Origin of the sequence: Polynucleobacter sp. TSB-Sco08W16 (assembly GCF_018687455.1) — a bacterium.
Lineage (GTDB): Bacteria > Pseudomonadota > Gammaproteobacteria > Burkholderiales > Burkholderiaceae > Polynucleobacter.
In genome coordinates, this window is the sequence record NZ_CP061291.1 from 480,855 (window position 1) to 504,117 (window position 23,263).

Here is a 23,263-nt window from a genome sequence, read left to right on the forward strand (position 1 = left end):
TTTTTAAGCTATTCCGCACTACACTAGAACAATGATTGCTAATCAACTGCCAGCATTGTGAATCTCTCCACTATCTGGACGCGTATTAAGCAGCATCCTTTATCAAGGGTAGGTCCAGGCTTAGTCACTGGAGTTGCTGATGATGATCCGAGTGGTATCGTCACTTACTCTCAAGCTGGAGCGCAGTTTGGCCTCAATATGTTGTGGACCATGCCCTTTGCATATCCCTTGATGTCGACTATTCAAGTGCTGTGCGCGCGTATAGGTCGAGTCACAGGAAGAGGGCTCTCAGCTAATATGAAATTGGCATTTCCTCCGGCCGTACTCATCATCCTTGTCAGTATTCTCTTGATTGCCAATGTGCTCAATATTGCTGCTGATATTGCAGCGATGGGTGAGGTTGCTCAATTGGTCACTGGAGTTAATTGGCACATCATGACTGGAGTGTTTGTTTTATTCACGCTACTGCTGCAAATCTTGATTCCTTATAGACATTATGTATTTTTCTTGAAGTGGCTTTCCCTATCCTTATTGGCTTACGGTGCGGTTCTCTTTACAGTGCATGTTCCTTGGGGTGATGTCATTTGGAGTACCTTTTTCCCAAGCTTTCCCATGAATGCAGATTCCGCAGCAGTAGTAGTGGGTGTATTCGGTACAACAATTAGCCCCTATTTATTCTTTTGGCAGGCTTCGCAAGAGGTGGAGGATATGAATATGCGCCATGAGAAAAGCTTGCTCAAGGACGTTGACGAGCCTGGAAAGTTAGAGATTCATTCTGAACTGCGTAGGATTTCTTGGGATACCTGGAGCGGTATGTTGTATTCCAATGTGGCTGCCTACTGCATCATTTTGGCAACCGCAGTCACTCTGGATGTTGCAGGTATTCGGGATATTAATACAGCTGCTGAAGCTGCTTCAGCATTAAGACCCCTGGCAGGAGAATTTGCCTTCCTTTTATTTGCGCTGGGTATTCTAGGTGTGGGTCTCATGGGTGTGCCAGTCTTAGCTGGATCAGCAGCCTATGCTTTATCAGAAGTGTTTGGATGGCGATCTAGTCTTGAAGATACTGCAAAGCAAGCTAGTAAGTTTTATTTAATCATCGCCCTAAGTGTGTTGGGCGCTTTAGCAATTCAGTATTCGCCTATCAGCCCTATGAAAGCCCTGTTTTGGAGTGCAGTCCTCAATGGGGTAGTTGCAGTCCCGCTAATGGTTGCCATCATGATTCTCTCTTCTAGTACCTCAGTCATGGGGCCACACGTAGCCACTAGGAGTATGAAAATATTTGGCTGGCTAGCAACCGCCTTTATGGCGATAGCAGCGATCTATATGTTTATCGCTTAAGAATTGATCAAAACACTCTGCAAGAAGCGGGAGATATCCATAAGCTCTTCATGATTGACGGAGTGCTCCATAGGATATTCATTCCAGCTCACTTGATACCCCATTTTTTCTAGCATGGCATAGGACGCTTCAGCGCGTTCAGGTACCACAACTTCATCATACAGGCCATGTGCCATAAAGATTGGCGTAGTTTGGTTAGCGGAATGTTTTTCCGTATGGAGTGACATTGCCAATGGTAGGTATCCGGATAAAGCCATAATGCCAGCGAGCTTGTGTGGAAAGCGAAGCCCGGTGTGTAAAGCCATTGCACAACCTTGCGAGAATCCTGCCAAAACAATCTTGTTATAAGCAATCCCACGACTGGCTTCACGTTCAATAAGTTCAGTTACGGACGCGGCCGATTGATGAATGCCATCAGCATCTTCTTGATCCATCAGATTTCTGCCGATGATGTCATACCAGGCAGGCATCACATAGCCGCCATTTACCGTCACTGGCATGCTGGGCGCGCTTGGAAAAATGAACCGAATAGCCGGGCATCCCTGAAGGTGTAGCTCAGGAACAATGGGCACAAAATCATTGCCATCAGCACCTAGACCATGCAGCCAAATAACAGCAGCACTAGGATTGGGAGCAGTTTCTAATTCGATGCAAGGCAACATAATGATTTCGCTTTCCTTAAAAGACTATCTTTCGGTATGAGTCTATTCTAATGGGGTGTAGTATGTTTATAAGAATTCTGATTGCTATCGGAGGTGCCCAATGAAGCCGTTTTATATAGACTATCCGCAAGAAAAGATTGAAGAGCATCAGCATGCATATCGATGTTCTTATTGCAAGATACCCACGACTATTATTTTTGGCCTATTAGAGAATCATGCTGACAATTGCACCTACCGCACTCAGCAGAGTCAGTGGGCTCAATTGGGGGCGAAGCTAAAACCCCAACAAAAACATTTTGATGAAGCCCATGCTGACGAGGTCGATTAAATGAAAACCTATCCAATTGCAATTGAATTAACTGTCTGGTTTGATTTGGGTCTGAATCAATACGAAGTTACCATTGATAGCGTATCGAAGATTTCCGTTAAGCGAACTGATGATGTCCTGCATAGCCGTGAACTTTCTGATTCAGAATCACAAATACTGCTGGAAGCCATTGAAACCTTGAAGGTTCCGGTCACCGAGGAAATGAAGGCAGACCCAGAAAACAAAGCTAGTTCAAGTTATGAGTTGATTATTGAATCCGCCCATTTCTCATTGGAATTCAATTGGGAGAATTTGGATGTAGAAGCGAGTAGTTCTAATACGTTTGAATCTGTAATTAAACTAGCCAGCCTAATCCAGAGTTTGGACTTGGATCACTAGCTGAACTAGCCTATGCCTCAACCACTACAAAGTCTCCTTGGGAGACTTTTTCTCTAAATTGAGAGAATGAAAAGAGTGCTTTAATCTTTTTGGTATTGATGACTTCTATCTTCCCCTCTGGAGTCAGATTGGCAAGATACTCTCCCTCCGGAAAGAGGGCCTCAGGCACACTTTCAGTGTTATGGATTTGGGCGCTAAGGACTAAAGATTTGGTAATTTTGATACGCATAACCTATCTTAAGTTCTAGAAATTAGTAGTAATTTCCAATCTGCACAATAAAGAAAATTGCATGCACCAATTGGGTGTTTACCGATTGGGGGGATTGGAGGCCCAATAAAAAGGACGCAAGACTGCATTAAGACTGGGAATTGACTCCTAACTCGCACTTAAGTAGTGCAAGTCATTGAAATGACACAAAAAACAATGTTGTTTAATGACTTAAGCAAGTAAATGGTCACCTCATCATTGTGTTTATTAATTCCATATGAAACTCATCTCTGCAATCATTAAGCCTTTTAAATTAGACGAGGTGCACGAGGCTTTGTCGCATATTGGTATTAATAGTATGACTACTTATGATGTGCGAGGCTTTGGGCGACAGAAAGGTCATACTGAGCTTTATCGTGGGGCTGAATATGTGATCGACTTCCTATTGAAGGTAAAAATAGAGGTTGCTGTTGATGATGAGATGCTGCCAGAGGCTTTGCATGTGATTTCAAAGTCAGCATTTACTGGCAAGATTGGCGATGGAAAAATCTTTGTCAATACCATTGAAGATGTTGTTCGCATTCGCACTGGAGAGAGTGGCCCACCTGCGCTCTAGCCTTTATGCAATCCCCATTTCTTTTTGTATATGGCACGCTCAAATCGGAAGCAATCAATACCAATGCTCAGTATCTGCATCAACATGCACAGCTTCTTGGAAGGGCTAGGTGGCCAGGTAGGCTATACCTCATCAGTAACTACCCCGGTGCCGTACCCTCATCATCCAATAATGAATTTGTTAATGGAGAGCTTTGGAGGCTAAGCGATCCCGATCAATTGCTTGCTACATTAGATGTCTATGAGGAGTGTGCGCCGAGTAGCCCAGTCCCGCATGAATACAAAAGATCTCTTCAATCAGTTCAATTGATTGCTGGGGAAAAGGGTGAGACTCACATTATCCAAGCTTGGGTTTATATCTATAACCTTGATATTGTCCGCTACAACAGAATCGATGATGGCAACTTTGTGAATGGCAATCAAAAGCTTATTCGCCGCGTACTTTAAAGTAAGCGGCGCCATGAAGCGCTTACTCAAAAGACCTCAATTCTTAATAAACCCAAGATAGCTTAAGTAAATTGATTAGTGGGTCGGGGGTAATGGCTAATGGACCAAGGAATGGGTGAATAAATAAAACTAGGAAGTACAAAATGCCCACCACCGTTGAGCTCAAAAAGATAATCAGCACAATGTGTATGCGCTTGGACTTCATTTGAAAAAGGCAGGAGAACACTAAGAAAATCATGAGACTACTTACAAGTCCGAACCAGGCTGGTGGAGATAAGGCAAAACGTGCGTTATAGACTCGACTTCTTCGAAGTTCTGTTGCTTCAAGCGTCAGGCGAAGTAATTGCTGATGCGCATTAGTCTCACCAGCATTTTGTGGTTTGAGATGGATTACTAGGTCTTCGATAGATAGCAATTCTTTGTAAGCCTTGATGCTAAATTGGTCATTACTTAAAAGAGGCCACTCTTCATTGATGACGGTGGTGACATAAGACTTCAGCTCTGCTTTTCCATTGCGTTCAACCTCGGGTGGAAATGCAGCAAATACGCGGTACATATTGTTTAGTGTGCTTGCCTCTTTGGCAACGGCATCACTTACGCCGTTATAGTTTTGCCAAACTAATACGGTCACAAAAGCAAACACTAAGCTAAAGACCACTCCCATCGCGTTATAGATATAGCCAGCAAATTCCGAATCTTCTCCAAAGAGCATATTCGGAAAGAATTTTTGGCACAAGCAAAATACCAAAAAGCAGATAGCTAAAACGATTGCCAGCAATTCAAGGCGAAGACCAATATCATAAGAGATCAGTAAATGTCGAAGGATGGGCAGATCCATAATGTTGATAATTGGCTATAGGATTGTGTAAGAGTGTTCTGACTGAAGTGTACCCAATTTCCTATACTGCAAATGATTGAATAGCCTTATCCAAAGCTAAAATCCGCTTGGCATCCTGAATATGAAGCTCTTCAATCAATTTACCGTTTAGGACGACTATTCCGGCGCCAGATTGGATGGCCTCTTCATAAGCAGTAATTCTGGCTTGGGCTTCTTCCACTTCCTGTGGGGATGGTCCAAATAGCTCATTGGCATCGGCAATTTGACTTGGATGAATCAGGGTCTTGCCATCAAAACCCATGTCTCTGCCTTGAATGCAGGATAGTCGCAATCCAGCCGCATCATCCAAAGAGAGATGAACCCCATCCAATACACACAAACCATATGCTCTTGCGGCCAGGATAGATAGAGATAGTGCAGTTTGGGTCTCAACTCTGCTTGGAGTGTGCCGCGCGTGCAAATCTTTTACAAGATCAGATGTACCAAGAACAAGTGCCTCAAGGAGAGGATGTGAGCTGGCAATTTCTTCTAGTTTGAAAATAGCCTTTGGTGTTTCAATCATCGCCCAAATGGTGAGGTCAGGGCGCGCATTCATCTCTTTAAGTGCTTGAGCTACTTCTTGAACTTGCGCGGCTGATTCAACCTTGGGGAGTACGACGGCATCTGCTTTGCTATTAGCAAATGCTTTTAAGTCATCCAAGCCCCACGGTGTGTTGAGACCATTGATTCGAACAACTGCCTCACGGTGGCCAAAACCAGTTGCCAGTGCAGTGAGAATATTTTGTCTTGCGCCAACCTTGGCATCTGGTGCTACCGCATCCTCTAAGTCAAGAATAAGCGAGTCGGCAGCTAAAGTTTTGGCCTTCTCTAAAGCTCTTGTATTGGCCCCAGGCATATAGAGCACAGAGCGGCGGGGTCTGTTGACGTTGATCATAATTTAGGGGTGCGGATAAGCTTGCAAGCCGACTTGCTTAGTTCAACTTGATATTGAGGAGGCGCTCAGCATTGCCACCCAGAATAGCAATCCGATCAGCATTGCTCAGGCCGGGGGTTGCCATCACGTGCTCTACCGGAAATTCTTCCCAAGGGATAGGGTGGTCTGTACCAATCACAACTTGGCTAGCACCGACTTGAGATACTAAGTATTGCAATGCTTCTGGCGTGAAGACCAGTGAATCAAAGTACAGTTGCTTAAGATACTCAGAAGGTTTTTTCTTGAGAACAATATTGGGATCACAGTTTTGCGGTGATACAAAGCAACTATGATCCATGCGGGGAGCATAGGAGCCTAAAAAGCCACCACCATGTGCTGCTAATACTTTTAGCTGTGGATATTTATCCAGTACGCCTTCGTAAATCAGATGTTGTAAAGAAATGGTTGTGTCAAGCGGATTACCAATGACATTAGACATCCAGCCATTTCCTTTGAAGCGTTGGGCTAGTTGTGGGGTGCTTTGTGGATGAATGAATAGAGTAGCGTTCAGCTCTTGCGCCTTGGCTAGTACTGGATGAAATTTTGGGTCTGAAAAATCTTGACCTAAAACACTGCCGCCAATTGCAGCGCCTTTAAGACCTTGTTTTTTGACTGCATATTCCAGTTGCTCAACAGCCAGATCTGGAAATTGCATGGTTAATGAGGCAAATGCTGCAAACTTCTCTGGTCTTAGTGCACAGAGCTCTGCTAAATGCAGGTTATTGAGGCGGCAAATTTCAGCTGCCGTTTCTTTATCTTTGCGATACCAGTAAGGATTGACACTTAGCACCTGCATATCAATACCTTGGGCTTCCATTGCCTTAATTCGTTCATTAATCTTAATGAAGTGCTCTGGAACACCTTTGGTTGGTGGTGGTACAGAGGCTGCATCTTCGCCCATCAAGTCAATCGCATCCTGAAACATGCAATGAGCATGGACATCAATCGTTTTGATGCGCTTACCATTAATAAAGACGGGGGTCACCCTTTTCTTGGTCTCAGTATCTGCAGCGTGAGCTAGTCCACACCCGCAAAAAAATAAGCCCCCTAGTGCTTTGCCAGAGGTTTTTAAGAATGAACGGCGATTATTCATAGTTAACTTTCAAGTGTGATTAAGGAACTACATTCATGCCACTATTTTTTATGGGGCCAACTGCATTGGGTGAGCTTAAGAATTGAATCAATTTTTTAGCGGACTCTTGATTGGGGGAGTTCACCACAATTGCGGCGGCAAAGGTTTGAATCAGCTGAATACTATTGGGGATAGGGCCTACATAATCAATGCCGGGAATATTCACGAGTTCGCTACTGGGCTGAACAGCAATGTTTGCTTCGCGTGCGGCCAATATCGCCGCTGATTGAGCTCCGCGTTCCGTTACTTGAACCGAGATTTGATTGCTAACACCAAGCTTGGGGAATAGTTCTTGGGTTAGATATATGCCACTGGTACTGCCTGGAACCACAATTTTTTTGGCTTTAACTAATGCATTAGCAAATGCACTGACGGTAGAGATATCTGGCTTGGGATTGCCTGCGGGGATAGCAAGTCCAAGGGGAGCTTGCGCTAGGTCAACATCAGAGCCCTGAAGAATTTTATTTTTCTCCATAAGCTCAGTAAGCCCTTCGCGGGACAAGATCACTACATCTGCAGTGGTACCGGCAGCAAGCTGTGCTTTGATGGTTTTGGGTCCAGATCCTTGGGATGCGCCAGATTTTGTGACCACTTTAATTCCAGTTGCCTTCTCAAAGGCGGGGAGCATCTGGTTATAGGGGCCAGAAAAGCCACCTGAGATCATGACTTCAAGTTGTGCCATGGCTGGGGTGCTTAAAAGGAAAGAGAGTGCGCATATTGAGAAGAATTTCATGTATTTGACCAAAAGATTTCAGAGTATTTGCAGCGAATCTCTTTACTGTAAATAGATATAAAGTATCACAGCTCGGGTTTGAGGGTTGCCCTTTGGATTGCTCAGATTGCCAACAAAACTAAATACTGGCTGTAATATTCTCTAATAGTATGGTTATCAATTCTAATGTAGAGGGTATCTCATGGAAAAAATGCATTTCACTAGGATGGACCAGGGTACTACTGCAGATTTTGAGGTAATGAAAAAGGTTCATGAGCATACGCTAGCCAATTTACCTGAGCTCCTCTACACGCTCCTAGAAAATCTTTCTAAAGATACAGCGTACAACATCACCCGAAAAGAACATTGCTTACAGGCTGCTACCAGAGCGTTGCGAGATAACCGTGATGAAGAATATATTGTTGTAACCCTGTTTCATGATATTGCTGAGCCATTAGGGCCTTTTAATCACGGAGAAGTGATTGGATCGATCTTGCACCCCTTTATCTCTAGAAATAATTATTGGATGCTGCTTCAGCATGGATTATTTCAAACCTATTTTTATGGGGATAAGATTGGCGTAGATCCTAATGCACGCGATCAATTTAAATCTGATCCAGCATATGAGCAAACAGTAGAGTTTTGCGCTAAGTATGATGAAATCTCATTTGATCCCACTTACAAAAGCGAGCCCCTGTCAACATTTGACCCCATGGTAAGAAGAGTGCTCAAGAAGCAATGGGTTGCCCCATAAATTGGGCCTTCATCTTCGCAATGCTTATGAAGCCTGTTTAGCCCTATTTCAAGTGCAGAGGAAAGATAACTCACGTTGAGGAGCGTCGCCATCTTATGACTGATAAAACAAAATTGCAGATAGAGGATCCAGCTACCACTGGGGATGTTGAAGCCGACGAGCATTCAGAGAATCTTTCTGATAGCGAGCGTAGAGCCAAGTACGGTGCCAATGGATCAAGGAAGGCTGGGCTCAGCAAGCGGGAAATGATGGAAGAGTTGTCGCGTCAAAGATTTCCCTGGGAAGAGTGAGCTTGCGCGAAGATAAGCTTCATGGTTACGCTGACAAAAGAAAAAGCCACCTGTAGGTGGCTTTTATATTTCTGGCAGATCAGGAAAGATTCGAACTCGCGACCAAGAGACTAAAAGATGCTGCTTACGTATCTGCTAATGCTTAGTAGTAGCTCATTGGGACAGTCTTACCCCAAAATATTCGATAAGAGTAAAAGGTGTAAAGCAGGATTGCTGGCAAGACAATTGCAGTACCCCAAAAAATCAACCAAAGAGATTCGGTTGCAGCTGCAGCTTGCCAAATCGTCATTTGATCAACAATGATGTAAGGAAAGAGGCTATAGGCAATTCCGAAAAAAGAGAGCCAATAAATTGCCACGCTTGCAACAAAAGGAACCCACATTTTTTGGTGTGGATTCGAAGACAAGGTCTTCAGAGTTCGCTCAATGATGATAAAAAGGATCAGAGTTGTTAATGGTATCGGCGCTAAGTAGATGATATTTGGCAGGGCAAACCACTTAGTCATAATTGCAGGACTAAAAAATGGTGTTGCAATGGATATCAATCCAATTCCAAGCGCTGTGAAGCCCAGACTTACTTTGGCCCAGTGAATAGCCTTTAATTGCAACGCGCCTTCAGACTTCATGATCAGCCAGGTTGAGCCTAAAAGGGCATATCCAGCAGGAACGCAGGCACCCACTAGGAGAGCAAATAACCAGCCCAGTAAACCAGAATCAAAGCCCACGATATGACGCCCAATCATGACCCCTTGAGCTATGGAGGCAATGACGCTACCTAGGTAAAACAGAAAGTTCCACAGCGGCTTTTGATGGGATTGAACCTTAACCCGAAAATCAAAGGAAACGCCCCTCAAAATTAAACCAGCCAGCATGATAGCCACGGGGATATAGAGTTCAGTCAGAATGATTCCGTGTGCCAATGGAAATGCAACTAGTAGTAGTCCAACACCTAGAACCAGCCAAGTTTCATTGGCATCCCAAAATGGGCCGATAGAAGAAATCATCATGTCCTTTTCTTCATCAGTTGCTCTATTCAGAAGAATGCCAACACCTAGGTCATAGCCATCTAGTACAACATAGGAGAGCACGGCAATACCCATGGCTACCAAGAAAAATAGTGGCAGCCATCCTGAAGCTTGGCTCAGATCGGGAATCATATTTAGTGGCATTGTGAATTTATCTTATTGGGCATAGGAGTTAGACGAGCTTGTAATCGTATTGCTTACTGGGGCTTTATCCCCTTCGCGAGCGAGGTAAAAAACCACCCCAATGTAAGAAATAATGAGTGCAATATATAAGAATAGATACATCAGCAAGCTACCCAGAACAATACCTCCCGCTATTGTTGTAGCGGCATCGGCGGTGGTTAGCACCCCGGTAACGATGTAGGGCTGCCGACCAATTTCAGTGACGTACCAGCCTGCAACCACAGCAATCCAACCAGAAAAAGTCATTCCAACCAAAATTTTGGCCATCCAGGGTTTGATATCTTGCGACTTATAAATTTGCCAGCGTGCCATCCATGAAACCAATAGCATGAGTAGACCCATGCCAACCATAATACGAAAGGCAAAAAATACTGGAGCTACTGGCGGAATTTTGTTGGGGAAATCTTTTAAGCCTTGCACTTCACCATCCCAGTGATGGGTCAGATAAAAGGAGGCTAACTTAGGAATGCTAACTTCATAGAGGTTACTCTGCGTCTTTTGGTCTGGAATGGCAAAGATTACAGCTGGTATACCAGAGCCAGATTCCCAAATGCCTTCCATTGCAGCGAGTTTGGCAGGTTGATGTTGCAATGTATTTAGTCCATGTGCATCACCAAGGATGATTTGAATAGGCATCAAAATTGCTGCTGTTGTGATAGCAATTTTAAGAACAGCTTTATTGGCGGCAGACTTACTGCCTCGGAGTTGTCTAAATGCTGAGATGCCAGCTAATAAAAATGTCACTGTAATAAAGGCTGCAGTGAGCATATGCGCTAAGCGATAGGGCATAGAAGGATTAAATACGATGGCAAACCAATTAGTAGCATGTGCTTGGCCATCAATCATTTCAAAACCTTGCGGTGTTTGCATCCAAGAATTTAATACGATGATCCAAAAAGCGGATAAGGTAGTACCAAAAGCGACTAGAAAAGTGGCGATGGTATGAACACGTGGAGAGACTCTTTTGCTACCAAACAGCATTACTCCCAAGAAGGTAGCCTCCAAGAAAAAAGCAGTCAGTACTTCATAGGCAAGTAAGGGGCCTGCAATATTGCCGATGGTCTTCATGTATCCTGGCCAGTTAGTACCAAACTGAAAACTCATGGTGATACCGCTGACTACCCCCAAAGCGAATGTCAATGCAAAAATCTTTACCCAAAATTGGTATGCCTGATTCCAGCTGGAATCATGTGTTCGATTGAATTGAACTTTGAAGTAGAAAAGAAACCATCCCAAAGCAATAGAAATAGTTGGGAAAAGAATATGGAAGGTAATATTTGCGCCAAACTGAATGCGACTAAGCACCATAGGGTCAAGCATTGTGAGCCTCTTAAGCAATGGTTGGATTTATCCATTACTTTATTCTCAAAACTCAATTGATGCTTGAGGGCTCAAATATGAAGCGATTAACCCTTTAGAGCCCATATTGTTTAAGGTGTTGATCAATCAATTTGAGTGAACCCAAAGAAAAAGCCCCTCGATTTTCTTGGGGCTTTTGTATTGCTAGTGGGTCGGGCGAGATTCGAACTCGCGACCAACGGGTTGAAAGACTTGGAATTGTGTTTAGTTAACATTTCTCTCTTTAACTACTTGCTTAATTAATGGAAATAGATTGTTTGCCCACAAGATACAAGCCTTTGCAGTCATATGTCTGTTTGACCAATACTCTGAATCTCCGGGTATGTTGCGCGCCCAATGCCCATAGTAGTAGGCGCCATATCTTTCAGAAAACTGCTTTGCTTCAATATCCTCGGGCTGTATCGATCGATTGGACATAAAAATGGTCGGTATTTTATTTTCCTGCAGGTAGCCTAAAATCTCTTCAGATGGCCCCAAATTAAATCTTGGATTTTTTTCATTAGGCCCAGGCTCAAATAAAACCAACTTAATATTCGGGTGCTTTAATAATCCTTGCTTAAGGCGGTCAAGCATAAAAACTGGGCGATCACCATCAACTCCAGCATTGATAACTGTGCCGTTTATTTTGTCCTGAGCGAACAATTCATTTAGCGAATTCGTAAAAGCTTGACCAGCATCTTTACAGTTGGTATTGCTAGTCCCTAATGCAAAAATCTCAAATCCAAAGCCTATAGAAGGGTTCAACAACAAAAGCATTATAAAAATTACTTTTCTCAAAATATACTTTCTATGCATCACTCAAAATCATCGGACTTTACGTTGGAAGAAATTGAATTTTTAAGACAGCATCTTTTGTTGGATACAAGTAAGGCGCGCTTTCCATGGCTTTTTGTGAATATTTTTCAGAAATTTCGCTATTTCCTTGGCTTTGAGCAAGCCATGCGATGCGGGCCAAAACATCAGGGGCCTTAGGGTTGAGCTTTGTTGATTGCTCATAAAAATCCATGGCTAGCTTTTTGTTACCTCGCAATAAGGCAAGGTCTCCCTTAAATTTGTATGTATCCCACCATCGAGGGTTTGCTTTTTGTGCCGCATTTAACAGTTCTTCAGCCTGATCATATTTCTTTTCATGCATGGCAATACGAGCGTGACCAATATAGTACCTAAAGTATGATGGATCGGATGCGAATGCAGCATCGTAGAATTTACGAGCATTTTCATAATCTTTTCGCTCTAGGGATATGTAACCCATGTAGCCTAAAGAAATCCCATCTTTCGGATTAAAGGCGAGAGCTTTTTGAGTTACCTGTTCAGCGTCTTTCCATTGCCCCATATCACCAAGAGTTCCCGCGAGATTGGAATAAATTCTTGGGGAATTGGGTTTGATGTCCAGCGCCATTCGGTAATGTTTAACGGCAAGATCAAGCTGGCGATTTTTGCGGTAATAATCTGCCATATTTAGATGGCCAGTTTCATTATCTGGTTCAGTGGCAATTGCTTTTTCGAGCCACTTCTCCGCCTCTGGGTTTTTACCCATCTCAATAAGGCACCAAGCTTTGTTTAAGTAGCTCTGGGCACGCGTGGGTTCAGCTTCAATTGCTTTATCTGATTCCTTTAAGGCGTCCTCGAACTTACCTTGACGTCTCAATACGATGCTCAGGTTGTTGTGAATCCTGGGGAAAGAAGTGTTGCGCTCCAAGACAAAGCGAAATTCCTCCTCAGCCAATGCCCATCGAGCTTGATCCATCTCAATTAAACCACGCACAAAATGTGCCCAAACAATATCGCCTGGACGCTTTTTTAAAATCGCCTTTTCAGTCATTCGAAAGGCGTCTTCATACTTTTGTTTTCCGCGATAGTAATAGGCCATTGTTATTGGCTCGTACTCCTCCATCACTCCCATTGCAGCTTTTTCTGCAAGAAGGTCAATATCTGTAATTGGCGAAGTAGATTGATATATAGTTCCAACTTTTGCCACGCGAAACCGAACGCTATATCCAGCAAGCTCATCTGAATTTGGTTTGGCTGGGATTTCAGTAATAACCTCACCAACGATTCGAACATCTGATTTGCCTATGCCTGTCTTGATAAAGCCAAGCAAGGTTTCTAAATTAACTCCAAAGATATTGATTGGTAAATCGATATCTGGCCGTTGATTTTTCTTTGACAGACCATAAATATCTTCTCGCTCTTTGAGGACCTCAGTGTAATTTGCTATCTCTAATATTTTGTCAATAACCCTTTGAGAAAAGACTCTTCCAGACAGACCGCGATTTTCTAGTTCAGCGGGTACTGTAACTTCCTGCACCATGATGGTATTTTTGGTTAATACTTTAAAAATTAACGGCACTATCAGTGCGAATAAGGCGATAACTGTAAGATTTTTTAGAAAATCAACGACACCATCTAAATCCTTGATCCAATTCAATAGTTTTTTTCCGGCCGAATTGATAAATCCACTTAATGAACTTCGTACAAGATTAACTTTATTCAGGATTTTCATTTTTACTTATTTGGTAAGTTGATTTAACTGGTCAATCACAAGTGTAGCCAATTGCCTATTGAAGTTATGCTCTCCATCGGGAATCACAATTAGCTCTGGCTTTAAACCTAAATCTCGCGCCTTTTGAGCGTAGATCAGGGATTGAGAGAGTGGCACCGTAGAGTCGCTATCGCCATGAATAAGGATAATCTTGGTTTTTTTAGAAACGGTAGGAAGAAGATCAATTCCTTGAATGCCACTTTGTATGCGGCCCCTTGTAGTCGATAATGCTTGTAAGTCATAAATACCCGCAACGAGAATGGCGCCAGAAATTAGTTCGGGCTCTTTTCCTATGATGCCCGCTAAATTCATCGCGCCTTTTGAGTGCCCAATTGCATAGATTTGACGGGTGCCATACTTTGCGCTCAAAGCTTTTATGGAGTCGATCAACGGATCGGTGTCATCCGAAAGTCTTCTGCCAGAATCTGAGCCATCACTTTGTTTCCCATAACGATCATAGTATCCAGGAGCAAGAAGTGCGATAGAAATTACATCTGTATGATTTTCGGATAATTGCTTGGCATACTTGTACATATAGTCAGCAGGTCCCCCAGAAGAAACTGCTCCATGCAAAAAAATCACCAATGCTTTTGGTTTTGGGTTGTTGCCATAGGCTTGATAAGCCAAAGATCCAGCGCAATCTTCACCGCTGCAGGCAAGAGCATTTGTAAAGACAAACGCCATGATTAGACTTAAGATTAAGCGCATTGTTAGTGCCTTTAAAAGATTGATATTGCAGATCTTAAGCCAAATGCTTTGGCGGTATTTGATGCCTCTGTCATTCAAGCATTTCAGATGGGTAGATCTCTAAAGGGGGTAATTTAAACATTCAGATTTAGTGGTGCTTAAAAATTAAGCATACTTTAATTTGACCATTTTTTAATTAATTCGACTACTTCTAATTTGCAAGGTGATTTATGTTGTATGCCCACTGGCTTTACTAGAGAATAATCGCCAATCTATAACCAGGGGGGGGATTTGATCTCTGGGTTTGTCGATTAAGCAGACAAAACACATAAGTGTCGGGAAACGCGACACTTGAATCTTTCGCGAGACGCTCACGGTCTTCCAGTCTGATCCAGCGCCTTCCATCCCGACCTATTCCGGTCCCACAAGATCACCCATTGCTCTAATCAGCCTCCACACATTCACCCAGCCCCAAAAGAAAAAGCCCCTAGATTTCTCTAGAGGCTTTTGTATTACTGGTGGGTCGGGCGAGATTCGAACTCGCGACCAACGGATTAAAAGTACAGAACTCTAATTAATAATGTTTTAAATCAATAACTTGTAATTGGTGTGTTTCAGAATGTGTTTTTGAGTTCTTCTTTTATTTGGTTTACATAGTATTACTTAAGTAAGACTTTGCGTAGAAATTCAATCAATACAAAGCAACAGCACAGCTTGATTCTATATGTGTTTTTAAGCAGAATAGAACTTAATCTCCAGTGCTAAAAAGTAATACTTCCAAACACCCTTAAAACTAGTCATATTCAAAATTATGAGTACAGCTAAAGCTAAAACATCTAAGCAAGTAACACGCAAGAAAGCTACCAAATCAACAGCTATAGCTGTAGTTAAAAGAAACCAAATAGTTCTCAAACGGGATTATGAAGCTAAGTTAGTTGAATTTAATGAAAGACAGGGTGAGGTTGAGAAAACTATAAGAGACTGGGGACAGAGATTAGCTAAAACCCAAAAGGGGATGAAGAAGCTTAATGAAGCATATCGTCAGTTCCTCTATAAGTTGCTACAGGAAGCCTACGCTGTATATAAGGAAGCTAGAAGTAGTGAACTAGCTGATGATTTCTTTGCTGAGTTGAGATATGAACTCAAATCAAAAGATATCAAAATACAAAGCAACACAACAGATGCGGCTTTAATCATCCGTTTTGTATGTGGTGCTGATGTAGCAACTAAAACCGTACATGACTACAGCAGAGTGTTAATGGGTGCTGAGTACAACAACGTGAAGACTGATGGGTTTGCTGAATGGGTACAACAGCAAACAATGACGAAGGTAATACAAAACCAACGTGAGATAGAAAATCAAACTGAAACACGTGCTGATAGGATGAGTCGCGCTAGACGGGTTGTAATGAGGTTGATAGAAGCAAGAGAAACTAAACCCTTGCTTAGTGGTAAGACTACAGCATACAAAGCTGAGAAGATGCTAAGTAGTGACGGACTTTGGATTGGTATTGGGAATGCTACACGCAGAATGGATAGGGAAAGCTTTTACGCAGACATCAACCTAGCTATGTTTCTTCCTCCAAACATAGATATAGAGTTCTACATCATTAACGCACTAGCAAGACAGATGGTTGATGGAGTAGAGAAATATGAAGAACAAATAGCTACATTAGAAGAAAGCGTATGGAGTGATGCGCTATGGGAACAGCTTGTCAGTGCGGGGTTTGAAGAGAGTCAAAAGACTGCTGAGTACTGGAGTAACAGACAGCAAGCCGCACGTTATGAGGAACAGCATGAATTTAATAAGTTTGTAAAAGAGAAGATAAAAGATAAAAGAAAAAAGACTAAGAAATCTGTGTAATTACTTCTATTACGTAATCAAAATCTTCGCCGTTCTCAAGCTTAATTTGGTAGTCACCATTACCCCAGTGCCCAAGCTGGGAAACATCGCGGAATAAATTTCTCCTATCCTTCAGTGTCCCTATTTTTTTATTAACAGTAATTTTAATTGCTGTTGAGAGAATCTCAAGGCTGAAAATGTCTTTTTTATCTATATAAAAACCAATAACAAACTTTTTCTGAACTGGAGTAATAGTTTTAATTTTAGAAAACAGGTTTGAACAAAAATCATCATACAGCAATGAACCCAAGGATTTTTTAGATGACTTCCTGGTTGATTTAGCAAGTATTTCACTCGCCATCATTTGAAATAGATTATTTTCAACACTCATTTTTAAGCAACTTTTTCTTTGTACAAATATTGTTGAAAATCAACAAACACCTTTTTTATATCGTCAACATTACCTAGTGCTTGTTGAGCCGCATGGATTCCACCGTACTTGGATGTAAGCATTGTGCTTAGCTTACCCATATCCAACTCATCCACTCCATCCTGTACGTAGTTACGCAACACAAAACCAATAAAGTCTCTTTGCTTCTCATTTAGGAATGTATAGATATTGGACTCAGCGTTAGTTACACGTTCTATGCGTGTAATGGGTTTACGTGAGTAGCTGATGTATTCAAGCACATCAAATAAGTCACAATTCTCAGCATCAATCATTTCTTGTAGCTTTACCAAGTCAGATTTAACGCATCCATGACGTTCAAGCTTTTTAAGCAATTCACTACGTGTAACTGGGTTAGCCCATTCCTTACGCAAAGCATCCTCAGTACCAAAGACTTCAGGTAGCTTAAGAGTATTGAAGAGTCTTTGTATAAATTCCTCAGCACTAATAGGTTTTCCATCTACGTAGAACATAGTGCTACGCATACTCTGTATTTCACGTACCTTACCGTCACTCAGTTTGATTCTTAGCTTTTGTTTCTTGTCTTTGGGTTCATCGCCTCCATCATCCCCGCCTTTTTCACATATACAAGGAGTTTGCTGACAGACATTACAAGGTTTGCGTTTAGTTTTTTCACAGACACAGGGATTGCTTCCGCATTTCTCACAAATTGCTTCACCATCCCAATCTTCGTCAGCAAACATGTGATACGCATTCACAAAGTCAACAATAGTGAAGTAGTGCTTACCTTCATATAGACGTGTACCACGTCCTATGATTTGCTTAAATTCAATCATGCTATTAACTGGACGCATAAGAACAATGTTTCTTACATTACGTGCGTCAACTCCAGTAGTTAGCTTCTGACTTGTTGTGATGATTGTTGGAATAGTCTTTTCATTATCTTGAAACTGTTTAAGAAACGTGTCTCCCATAGCACCATCATTAGCTGTAACACGAACACAATAGTCAGTCTTTTTGATAGGAGTTTCTTGATTGATTAAGTCCCTAACCATCGCCGCATGTGCTTGGTTAGCGCAGAAGACAAGTGTTTTCTCTTGTGGATTGATGTTAGCTAACATCTCTTGTACACGTTTACGTTCACGCTGTTCAATAACAATCTTATTGTTAAAGTCTTTTTCCTTATAAACGTAACCTTCTTCAACTTCCCCATCTAATATCTCATCGTCAGAGGTATATACGTATTCATCCATTGTTGTTTGAATGCGTTTAACTTTAAAGGGGGTGAGGTAACCGTCTTGAATACCCTCCTTTAAGCTGTACTTGTAGACTGGTTCTCCAAAATACTTATATGTATCAGCGTTCTCCTCTTTTTTAGGGGTAGCTGTAAGTCCTAGCTGTACTGCTGAACTGAAGTAATCAAGAATGTCTCTCCAGTTGCTTTCATCGTTAGCACCTCCGCGATGACACTCGTCAATGACGACAAAGTCAAAGAAGTCTGGTTCATAGTCACCAAAGTAGGGTTTACCGTCAGCACCACTCATAAAGGTTTGGAAGATGGTGAAGAACACGCTTCCATTCTTAGGAACTTCCCCACGCTTAGCTATTTGATTGGGAGAGATACGTACTAACGCATCCTCTCCAAATGGACTGAATGCTAGATAAGCTTGATTAGCAAGAATGTTTCTATCTGCTAAAAAAAGAATACGTGGTGTACGTTTCCCATCCTTTTGTACGTTCCAACGACTCTTATACAGCTTCCAAGCTATTTGAAATGCTACATATGTCTTACCAGTACCAGTAGCTAAGGTAAGCAATATCCGTTGCTTGTTATGCGCTATAGCATCCATTACCTTATTAACAGCAATTTCTTGGTAATAGCGTTGCTGACTATCGCTATAGACATTTTCAAATGGAACAGCATTAAATTTAGCTTCCCACTCATTGGTGTTACCAAATACTTTATTCCAAAGTTCATCAGGTGTTGGGAATTGACTTACCAAACTTTCTTTTTCGCTACCTTTAGCTAAGCAGATTTCATATATCTCTTTACCGTTAGCTGAATAGGTATATGTCAAATTAAGCTTGTTTGCGTATTGTTTAGCTTGTGCTACGCCTTCACCTACAACCTGTTCATCACTCTTTGCTTCAATTACAGCAAGCTTTCTATTTTTATAAATGAGTACATAGTCAGCTTTCATTTTCCCAGCACGAATACCACCAGCACGGATTTCACCAGCATTAATATTGTACTCACGCTGTATACGTGATTCAGCTACATCACCCCATCCAGCAAGTTTTAACTGGGGATCGATTAGTTCAGCACGTGTATCAGCTTCATTCATTTTTATTTCTCTATCAATTCTTTATTAAAAGTATGTTGAAGTATTGAATTACGTAAGTTAATAAGTTCAGAAATTTTTGCTGTATGGGTTTTTTTGAAGTTTGAAACTAAAAGCATTAGTGATTCAAGTTTCTCCGCAATCCTAATTTGTTCGTTATAGCTTGGAACTTTTATTCTTTGTGACTTTACATCACTATCGGTTACAGCAGGATAGCTTGCCCCTCTTTGTAGTTTTTCCATTGATTGAATAAAATTATAGGAGAACAAAAAGAAAAATATATACTTATAGTAGATATTTTCCTTAGCTCTCAGCACAACATAACCAGTGCTGGCAACTTGGTTGTTTAACTCTTTTGGAACAATAGCAATTCTCTTGAGGGTTGGACGAACAGTCGCAAAGATAATGTCATTAGTAAGAATATTTTTCTTAGCTCTACTAGGGGCATCTGCTCCTAAAAGTTTTTGTGTGCTTGTAATAAAAAATTCAGTATTAGAAACGCTTGAGACGTCCACATACTGAAATTCTAAATTTGGTGACTTTAGTGGATTTACGTTTTTTGTTTTTATGGTGACATCTTCAATAGTTGTGTCAGTCCATCCTTCACCACCAAGTTCAAATACATCAGTTAGGTAAATTTGAAAAAGAAATTCAGCATTTAAGATGCTTTCCTTAGCCCCTGTAATAGCTTTATCTATGTCAGAAAAGATTGCTTTGAATTTGTTAACTAACTTTTGCTGTATTTCCAGTGAGGGGTAACAAAACCTTATTTTGTTTATGTCTTGCTGATTAACGCTTGCTTGATTTACCGCTTTCTTACAATTATTTTCCCAATATCCAGTCACAAATAGATAATTTAGAAAATAATTAAAAAAATGTGGGTTAACAGAATCATTTGTCCTTAGCAAAAGGAGATTGATACCATGATATAAATCTTCGTCAGATTCATAAATTGCTGTTTTACCAACATGAATAGGACTGTTTATATGACTAAAAAGAATATCTCCCTTTTGTATTTTATTTTTTTCTTTTTGCGATTCTGTTAATTCAGAAAATCCAACGCGATTGAAATCAAATGATTGTGTAGCAATAGTTTCTATTCTTGTTATTCTTTCACCGACTGGAATTTTGCTTTGTTCACAATTTACCCCATTTCTTATAACGGATAACACTTCACCAATTGTGGATTGAGTCCAGCTCACAGCAACTCCTTGATTGACGCAATGGCTTCTGCCGCTTGTAAATCAAGTTCCTCAATCTCAGCTAATATTTCTTCTGGTGAACGTTTATCCGTAGTGTCTTTCCGGTTAGGGTTATTGGCTGTTAAGTCCCAAGTAGTCTTATTGATTTCATTAGCATTAATACACCATGAATTCTCACTTTCAGATTGCGTTTTTGAAAGAGTGACAAATTCCTCTAAGTCACGTTCGTTCAAGCTATTTGTTTTACCTAAATTACGTTGTAATTTGAGTTGGTAATACCAAACTTTCTTTGTAGCATTACCTTTTTCAAAAAATAAGACAACAGTTTTAACACCAGTCCCAGTAAATGCGCCTCCCGGTAATTCAAGTACAGCTTGTAAATCACAATCTTCAAGTAATTGCTTTCTTAGCGATATGCTTGCGTTATCTGTATTACTAAGGAAAGTGCTTTTAATTACAACTCCACAGCGTCCACCTACTTTTAATATTTTGATGAAATGCTGTAAAAATAGATATGCTGTTTCGCTTGTGCGGATTGGGAAGTTTTCTTGTACTTCAATGCGTTCACTACCACCAAAAGGCGGGTTTGCTAAAACAATATCAACCCTATCTTTTTCCTGTATGTCAGCTATGTTCTCACCTAGCGTATTGGTATGAATGATATTAGGTGCTTCAATTCCATGTAGCACCATGTTCATCACTCCAATAATGTAAGCAAGTGATTTTTTCTCCTTACCGTAGAAAGTTTTCTTTTGTAGCTGTTCATACTCTTTAGCTGTAAGTTCCTTTAAGTTACGCATGTATTCATACGCTTCACACAAGAACCCAGCACTACCTACAGCACCGTCATAAACCTTGTCACCAATCTTGGGATTAACTACTTTAATGATTGTTTTAATAAGTGGACGAGGGGTGTAATACTCTCCACCGTTGCGTCCAGCGTTACCCATGTTCTTAATTTTGTCTTCATACAAGCTAGACATTTCATGCTTTTCTTCATTACTTCTAAAGCGTAGTTCATCAACCTTATTGATTACTTCACGCAGACTATATCCGCTTTGTAACTTGTTCTTAAGTTCGTGAAATATCTCACCAATTTTATATTCCAATGTATTAGCGTGTTCAGCGTCAGCACGGAATTTTTTAAGGTAAGGAAACAACTTGTTATCAACAAACTCTTTTAAGTCGTCACCAGTAAGTCCCTTGTTGTAATCTAACTTACCATCTGCTGTTTTAGGACACGCCCATGTAGTCCAGCTGTATTCAGGTTTTAAGATGCGTTGATATGTTTTTCCATCTAGCTTAGCAATAGCTTCTCTATCAGCTTCAAAGTCATCTAAGTACTTTAAGAACAGTACCCAACTTGTTTGTTCAATGTAGTCAAGTTCACTGCTACAACCAGCGTCTTTGCGTAGCGTGTCATCTAAATTACGGAAGGTTGTTTCAAACATTGTTATTCCTTACTGTTTTTATCAATTTTAGCTTTTTTGTGGACGCTGTAGGGGAATGCTTTGGAGGGTGCTGATTCAATGAATGTCAGCGCACGTTTGTAGTGTCTATTCGTTAATACCGTCAAAGTAGCACGTATAGCGCAACTGACTATGTTTGGTTGACTGAGAAGTTATCATATCCCAAAACAGCTTTACCTTTACCCAGCAATCATCTTGAAACTTCTCTAGTAGTTCACTTACAGCATAAGGGGGTTTATGTTGACTTAGATAAGTTGGGTGCTGAGTTTGGAAGATTTTATAGATTTGGATTTGATAGCACTGATGTCCGCGTTAAAAAATGGTTCTACTGTGATGAACGCAAGAAGTTAACAAATAATGCGGCTTGGATGCGGATGGAAAGTGTAGCTAATAAGGTTGATGATGACGTCCGTTCATTTTGGATAGCAACACAAGATTAAGCGTTAGAAAACTTTAGCTTAGAAGTTTTTGATGGGGGATGGCAGACAGTTTTAGAAAATACTTCGTTATGTAATCTTGACGGTGAGTCCCTTAGAGTTATTAATCAATTAAAAGAAATTAGTGTTGAAAAGTGTGAGGAGTTTAATATTCCTTCCTCACATGCTTCAACTATCTCAAGCACTTCACCTTCATACAGCACACCTGCTGAGATGGTTATTGCTAAGCTAACTCAACAGCTTTTCTCTTCATGTCATCATTAACATCAATGTAAGCTTGCGTTGTACTAATGTTTCTGTGTCCAGCTAGAGACATTAGTACACGCACCCCAACCCCTTTGCTTGCTAGGTTGGTAATAAATGTTCTGCGTCCACTGTGACTGCTAGCACCAAATACACCAGCACGTTTATATAAGTAGTGGAAAAACTGTGTGAGTGTATTAGCGTTGTATCCGTTGCTGTCACGCTTTTGACTGTAAAAGAACTTAAGCTCTGTATTAGCTGGTTTATATGTGCTTGCGTACTGCTGTAGTTCTTTTTTCAGCTTAGCGTTTACAAATACAACCCTTGCTTCTTTAGTTTTAGTGTTTTCAGCTTTAAGTCTTATCTCGTCACGCACTTTACCCTCATCATCTACAACGTCTGTATAAGTTAAGCTACTTAGTTCACCAACCCTACAACCACTATATACAGATGTAAGCACTAAAGCACGATTACGTGTGCTGTGCTTGCGTGTAGCTACGTAATCTAAAACTCTACGCAACTCATCAGTAGTTAAAGTTTTGGCTTGTTTTGACATAATTTCTACCTCATATGTAGTGTTTTGTATGTCATTAGTATGTTTTCTTAGTTTCAAAATTCCTACCTCTTTTAGGTATTACTTAAGTAATGCTTTTTCTTTCCATATTTCAAGTGGTTACGCTATCTAAGTGCGTATATGTAAGCTTTTCTATATTTCCTTACATATAGCTATTTAAGCAATCTGTAGTCAAAGCGCCACAGTCTTATATGACTTGCGTAAACGCTGTATACGCTGTTTTTGCTGTGTGTCAGCTACGTTGATATCCAGCTTCATGTTTTAAGTGCGT

General features: G+C 41.1%; 25 protein-coding genes. 9 read left to right on the forward strand and 16 right to left on the reverse strand.

Annotated features, from left to right (window positions below):
* The first annotated feature begins 57 nt into the window (after positions 1–57).
* Positions 58–1,341 carry an NRAMP family divalent metal transporter gene (locus FD961_RS02570; RefSeq protein WP_215393972.1) on the forward strand — a complete coding sequence of 428 codons (1,284 nt, stop codon included), beginning with the start codon at positions 58–60 and terminating at the stop codon, positions 1,339–1,341.
* Here FD961_RS02570 and FD961_RS02575 read toward each other — a convergent pair.
* Positions 1,338–2,003 (reverse strand): alpha/beta hydrolase, encoded by a 666-nt coding sequence (locus tag FD961_RS02575; RefSeq protein ID WP_215393973.1) that lies wholly within the window; start codon positions 2,001–2,003, stop codon positions 1,338–1,340. The genes FD961_RS02570 and FD961_RS02575 overlap by 4 nt on opposite strands.
* A gap of 100 nt (positions 2,004–2,103) precedes the next feature.
* Between FD961_RS02575 and FD961_RS02580 the strand changes: the two genes are divergently transcribed.
* Both FD961_RS02580 and FD961_RS02585 read left to right on the forward strand, forming a co-directional pair.
* On the forward strand, positions 2,104–2,331 hold the full coding sequence (locus FD961_RS02580) for a hypothetical protein (RefSeq protein WP_071464826.1): 228 nt from the start codon (positions 2,104–2,106) through the stop codon (positions 2,329–2,331).
* Positions 2,332–2,709, forward strand: a complete 378-nt coding sequence (locus tag FD961_RS02585; RefSeq protein WP_215393974.1) for a hypothetical protein — start codon at positions 2,332–2,334, stop codon at positions 2,707–2,709. It abuts the gene before it with no gap.
* A gap of 10 nt (positions 2,710–2,719) precedes the next feature.
* On the opposite strand, the gene FD961_RS02590 is transcribed toward FD961_RS02585, so the two are convergent.
* Entirely contained in the window at positions 2,720–2,938 is a 219-nt protein-coding gene (locus FD961_RS02590; protein ID WP_215393975.1) for a hypothetical protein, read from the reverse strand.
* A 256-nt stretch (positions 2,939–3,194) separates the two neighbouring features.
* On the opposite strand from FD961_RS02590, the gene FD961_RS02595 reads away from it, so the two are divergent.
* Together FD961_RS02595 and FD961_RS02600 are read left to right on the forward strand one after the other, a co-directional pair.
* Positions 3,195–3,533 carry a P-II family nitrogen regulator gene (locus FD961_RS02595; protein WP_215393976.1) on the forward strand — a complete coding sequence of 113 codons (339 nt, stop codon included), beginning with the start codon at positions 3,195–3,197 and terminating at the stop codon, positions 3,531–3,533.
* Positions 3,534–3,538: 5 nt separating this feature from the next.
* The gene (locus FD961_RS02600; protein WP_215393977.1) at positions 3,539–3,979 is read left to right on the forward strand and encodes a gamma-glutamylcyclotransferase; all 441 of its coding nucleotides are present in this window, start codon (positions 3,539–3,541) and stop codon (positions 3,977–3,979) included.
* 43 nt (positions 3,980–4,022) lie between these two features.
* On the opposite strand, the gene FD961_RS02605 is transcribed toward FD961_RS02600, so the two are convergent.
* The 4 genes from FD961_RS02605 to FD961_RS02620 form a co-directional block, all read right to left on the reverse strand.
* On the reverse strand, positions 4,023–4,817 hold the full coding sequence (locus tag FD961_RS02605; RefSeq protein WP_215393978.1) for a DUF4239 domain-containing protein: 795 nt from the start codon (positions 4,815–4,817) through the stop codon (positions 4,023–4,025).
* Positions 4,818–4,878: 61 nt separating this feature from the next.
* Positions 4,879–5,751 (reverse strand): CoA ester lyase, encoded by an 873-nt coding sequence (locus FD961_RS02610; protein WP_215393979.1) that lies wholly within the window; start codon positions 5,749–5,751, stop codon positions 4,879–4,881.
* A gap of 37 nt (positions 5,752–5,788) precedes the next feature.
* Positions 5,789–6,883 carry an amidohydrolase family protein gene (locus FD961_RS02615; RefSeq protein ID WP_215393980.1) on the reverse strand — a complete coding sequence of 365 codons (1,095 nt, stop codon included), beginning with the start codon at positions 6,881–6,883 and terminating at the stop codon, positions 5,789–5,791.
* Between the two features lie 19 nt (positions 6,884–6,902).
* On the reverse strand, positions 6,903–7,604 hold the full coding sequence (locus FD961_RS02620; protein ID WP_215393981.1) for an extracellular solute-binding protein: 702 nt from the start codon (positions 7,602–7,604) through the stop codon (positions 6,903–6,905).
* A gap of 232 nt (positions 7,605–7,836) precedes the next feature.
* On the opposite strand from FD961_RS02620, the gene FD961_RS02625 reads away from it, so the two are divergent.
* Complete coding sequence (locus FD961_RS02625; protein WP_215393982.1) at positions 7,837–8,388, forward strand: peptidase; 552 nt, start codon at positions 7,837–7,839, stop codon at positions 8,386–8,388.
* 95 nt (positions 8,389–8,483) lie between these two features.
* Positions 8,484–8,678 (forward strand): hypothetical protein, encoded by a 195-nt coding sequence (locus tag FD961_RS02630; RefSeq protein WP_215393983.1) that lies wholly within the window; start codon positions 8,484–8,486, stop codon positions 8,676–8,678.
* A 142-nt stretch (positions 8,679–8,820) separates the two neighbouring features.
* Here the strand turns inward: FD961_RS02630 and FD961_RS02635 are convergent, their stop codons facing one another.
* From FD961_RS02635 to FD961_RS02655, 5 genes are all read right to left on the reverse strand, one after another.
* Entirely contained in the window at positions 8,821–9,846 is a 1,026-nt protein-coding gene (locus FD961_RS02635; protein WP_215393984.1) for a cytochrome d ubiquinol oxidase subunit II, read from the reverse strand.
* Between the two features lie 12 nt (positions 9,847–9,858).
* Positions 9,859–11,205 (reverse strand): cytochrome ubiquinol oxidase subunit I, encoded by a 1,347-nt coding sequence (locus FD961_RS02640; RefSeq protein WP_215393985.1) that lies wholly within the window; start codon positions 11,203–11,205, stop codon positions 9,859–9,861.
* Positions 11,206–11,448: 243 nt separating this feature from the next.
* Entirely contained in the window at positions 11,449–12,021 is a 573-nt protein-coding gene (locus tag FD961_RS02645; protein ID WP_215393986.1) for a hypothetical protein, read from the reverse strand.
* Between the two features lie 37 nt (positions 12,022–12,058).
* Positions 12,059–13,747, reverse strand: a complete 1,689-nt coding sequence (locus tag FD961_RS02650) for a tetratricopeptide repeat protein (RefSeq protein ID WP_215393987.1) — start codon at positions 13,745–13,747, stop codon at positions 12,059–12,061.
* Positions 13,748–13,753: 6 nt separating this feature from the next.
* Positions 13,754–14,494 (reverse strand): S9 family peptidase, encoded by a 741-nt coding sequence (locus FD961_RS02655; RefSeq protein ID WP_215393988.1) that lies wholly within the window; start codon positions 14,492–14,494, stop codon positions 13,754–13,756.
* Positions 14,495–15,284: 790 nt separating this feature from the next.
* Between FD961_RS02655 and FD961_RS02660 the strand changes: the two genes are divergently transcribed.
* Complete coding sequence (locus tag FD961_RS02660) at positions 15,285–16,337, forward strand: hypothetical protein (RefSeq protein WP_215393989.1); 1,053 nt, start codon at positions 15,285–15,287, stop codon at positions 16,335–16,337.
* Here the strand turns inward: FD961_RS02660 and FD961_RS02665 are convergent.
* The 4 genes from FD961_RS02665 to FD961_RS02680 are packed head-to-tail and all read right to left on the reverse strand — an operon-like array spanning position 16,321 to position 21,720.
* Positions 16,321–16,707 (reverse strand): hypothetical protein, encoded by a 387-nt coding sequence (locus FD961_RS02665; protein ID WP_215393990.1) that lies wholly within the window; start codon positions 16,705–16,707, stop codon positions 16,321–16,323. The two genes, FD961_RS02660 and FD961_RS02665, sit on opposite strands and share 17 nt — an antisense overlap.
* A 2-nt stretch (positions 16,708–16,709) precedes the next feature.
* Positions 16,710–19,070, reverse strand: a complete 2,361-nt coding sequence (gene hsdR, locus FD961_RS02670; protein WP_215393991.1) for an EcoAI/FtnUII family type I restriction enzme subunit R — start codon at positions 19,068–19,070, stop codon at positions 16,710–16,712.
* A 2-nt stretch (positions 19,071–19,072) separates the two neighbouring features.
* Positions 19,073–20,269 (reverse strand): restriction endonuclease subunit S, encoded by a 1,197-nt coding sequence (locus tag FD961_RS02675; protein ID WP_215393992.1) that lies wholly within the window; start codon positions 20,267–20,269, stop codon positions 19,073–19,075.
* Positions 20,266–21,720, reverse strand: a complete 1,455-nt coding sequence (locus FD961_RS02680; RefSeq protein ID WP_215393993.1) for an N-6 DNA methylase — start codon at positions 21,718–21,720, stop codon at positions 20,266–20,268. The genes FD961_RS02675 and FD961_RS02680 overlap by 4 nt, the downstream gene beginning before the upstream one ends.
* A gap of 158 nt (positions 21,721–21,878) precedes the next feature.
* Here FD961_RS02680 and FD961_RS02685 point away from each other — a divergent pair, with 158 nt between their 5' ends.
* A complete protein-coding gene (locus FD961_RS02685) occupies positions 21,879–22,178 on the forward strand; it encodes a hypothetical protein (protein WP_215393994.1) in 300 nt (99 codons plus the stop codon).
* 220 nt (positions 22,179–22,398) lie between these two features.
* Here FD961_RS02685 and FD961_RS02690 read toward each other — a convergent pair whose 3' ends face one another.
* A complete protein-coding gene (locus FD961_RS02690; protein WP_215393995.1) occupies positions 22,399–22,974 on the reverse strand; it encodes a site-specific integrase in 576 nt (191 codons plus the stop codon).
* Positions 22,975–23,263: the final 289 nt, after the last annotated feature.

Excerpts from the sequence above, each read along its gene's own strand:
- FD961_RS02595 (WP_215393976.1), top strand. The coding sequence starts at position 3,195 with ATGAAACTCATCTCTGCAATCATTAAGCCTTTTAAATTAGACGAGGTG.
- FD961_RS02600 (WP_215393977.1), top strand. The coding sequence starts at position 3,539 with ATGCAATCCCCATTTCTTTTTGTATATGGCACGCTCAAATCGGAAGCA.
- FD961_RS02665 (WP_215393990.1), bottom strand. The coding sequence starts at position 16,707 with ATGAGTGTTGAAAATAATCTATTTCAAATGATGGCGAGTGAAATACTT.
- FD961_RS02575 (WP_215393973.1), bottom strand. The coding sequence starts at position 2,003 with ATGTTGCCTTGCATCGAATTAGAAACTGCTCCCAATCCTAGTGCTGCT.
- FD961_RS02615 (WP_215393980.1), bottom strand. The coding sequence starts at position 6,883 with ATGAATAATCGCCGTTCATTCTTAAAAACCTCTGGCAAAGCACTAGGG.
- hsdR (WP_215393991.1), bottom strand. The coding sequence starts at position 19,070 with ATGAATGAAGCTGATACACGTGCTGAACTAATCGATCCCCAGTTAAAA.
- FD961_RS02620 (WP_215393981.1), bottom strand. The coding sequence starts at position 7,604 with ATGGCACAACTTGAAGTCATGATCTCAGGTGGCTTTTCTGGCCCCTAT.
- FD961_RS02630 (WP_215393983.1), top strand. The coding sequence starts at position 8,484 with ATGACTGATAAAACAAAATTGCAGATAGAGGATCCAGCTACCACTGGG.
- FD961_RS02590 (WP_215393975.1), bottom strand. The coding sequence starts at position 2,938 with ATGCGTATCAAAATTACCAAATCTTTAGTCCTTAGCGCCCAAATCCAT.
- FD961_RS02635 (WP_215393984.1), bottom strand. The coding sequence starts at position 9,846 with ATGCCACTAAATATGATTCCCGATCTGAGCCAAGCTTCAGGATGGCTG.
- FD961_RS02605 (WP_215393978.1), bottom strand. The coding sequence starts at position 4,817 with ATGGATCTGCCCATCCTTCGACATTTACTGATCTCTTATGATATTGGT.
- FD961_RS02585 (WP_215393974.1), top strand. The coding sequence starts at position 2,332 with ATGAAAACCTATCCAATTGCAATTGAATTAACTGTCTGGTTTGATTTG.
- FD961_RS02690 (WP_215393995.1), bottom strand. The coding sequence starts at position 22,974 with ATGTCAAAACAAGCCAAAACTTTAACTACTGATGAGTTGCGTAGAGTT.
- FD961_RS02660 (WP_215393989.1), top strand. The coding sequence starts at position 15,285 with ATGAGTACAGCTAAAGCTAAAACATCTAAGCAAGTAACACGCAAGAAA.
- FD961_RS02580 (WP_071464826.1), top strand. The coding sequence starts at position 2,104 with ATGAAGCCGTTTTATATAGACTATCCGCAAGAAAAGATTGAAGAGCAT.
- FD961_RS02610 (WP_215393979.1), bottom strand. The coding sequence starts at position 5,751 with ATGATCAACGTCAACAGACCCCGCCGCTCTGTGCTCTATATGCCTGGG.
- FD961_RS02640 (WP_215393985.1), bottom strand. The coding sequence starts at position 11,205 with ATGCTTGACCCTATGGTGCTTAGTCGCATTCAGTTTGGCGCAAATATT.
- FD961_RS02655 (WP_215393988.1), bottom strand. The coding sequence starts at position 14,494 with ATGCGCTTAATCTTAAGTCTAATCATGGCGTTTGTCTTTACAAATGCT.
- FD961_RS02650 (WP_215393987.1), bottom strand. The coding sequence starts at position 13,747 with ATGAAAATCCTGAATAAAGTTAATCTTGTACGAAGTTCATTAAGTGGA.
- FD961_RS02625 (WP_215393982.1), top strand. The coding sequence starts at position 7,837 with ATGGAAAAAATGCATTTCACTAGGATGGACCAGGGTACTACTGCAGAT.
- FD961_RS02680 (WP_215393993.1), bottom strand. The coding sequence starts at position 21,720 with ATGTTTGAAACAACCTTCCGTAATTTAGATGACACGCTACGCAAAGAC.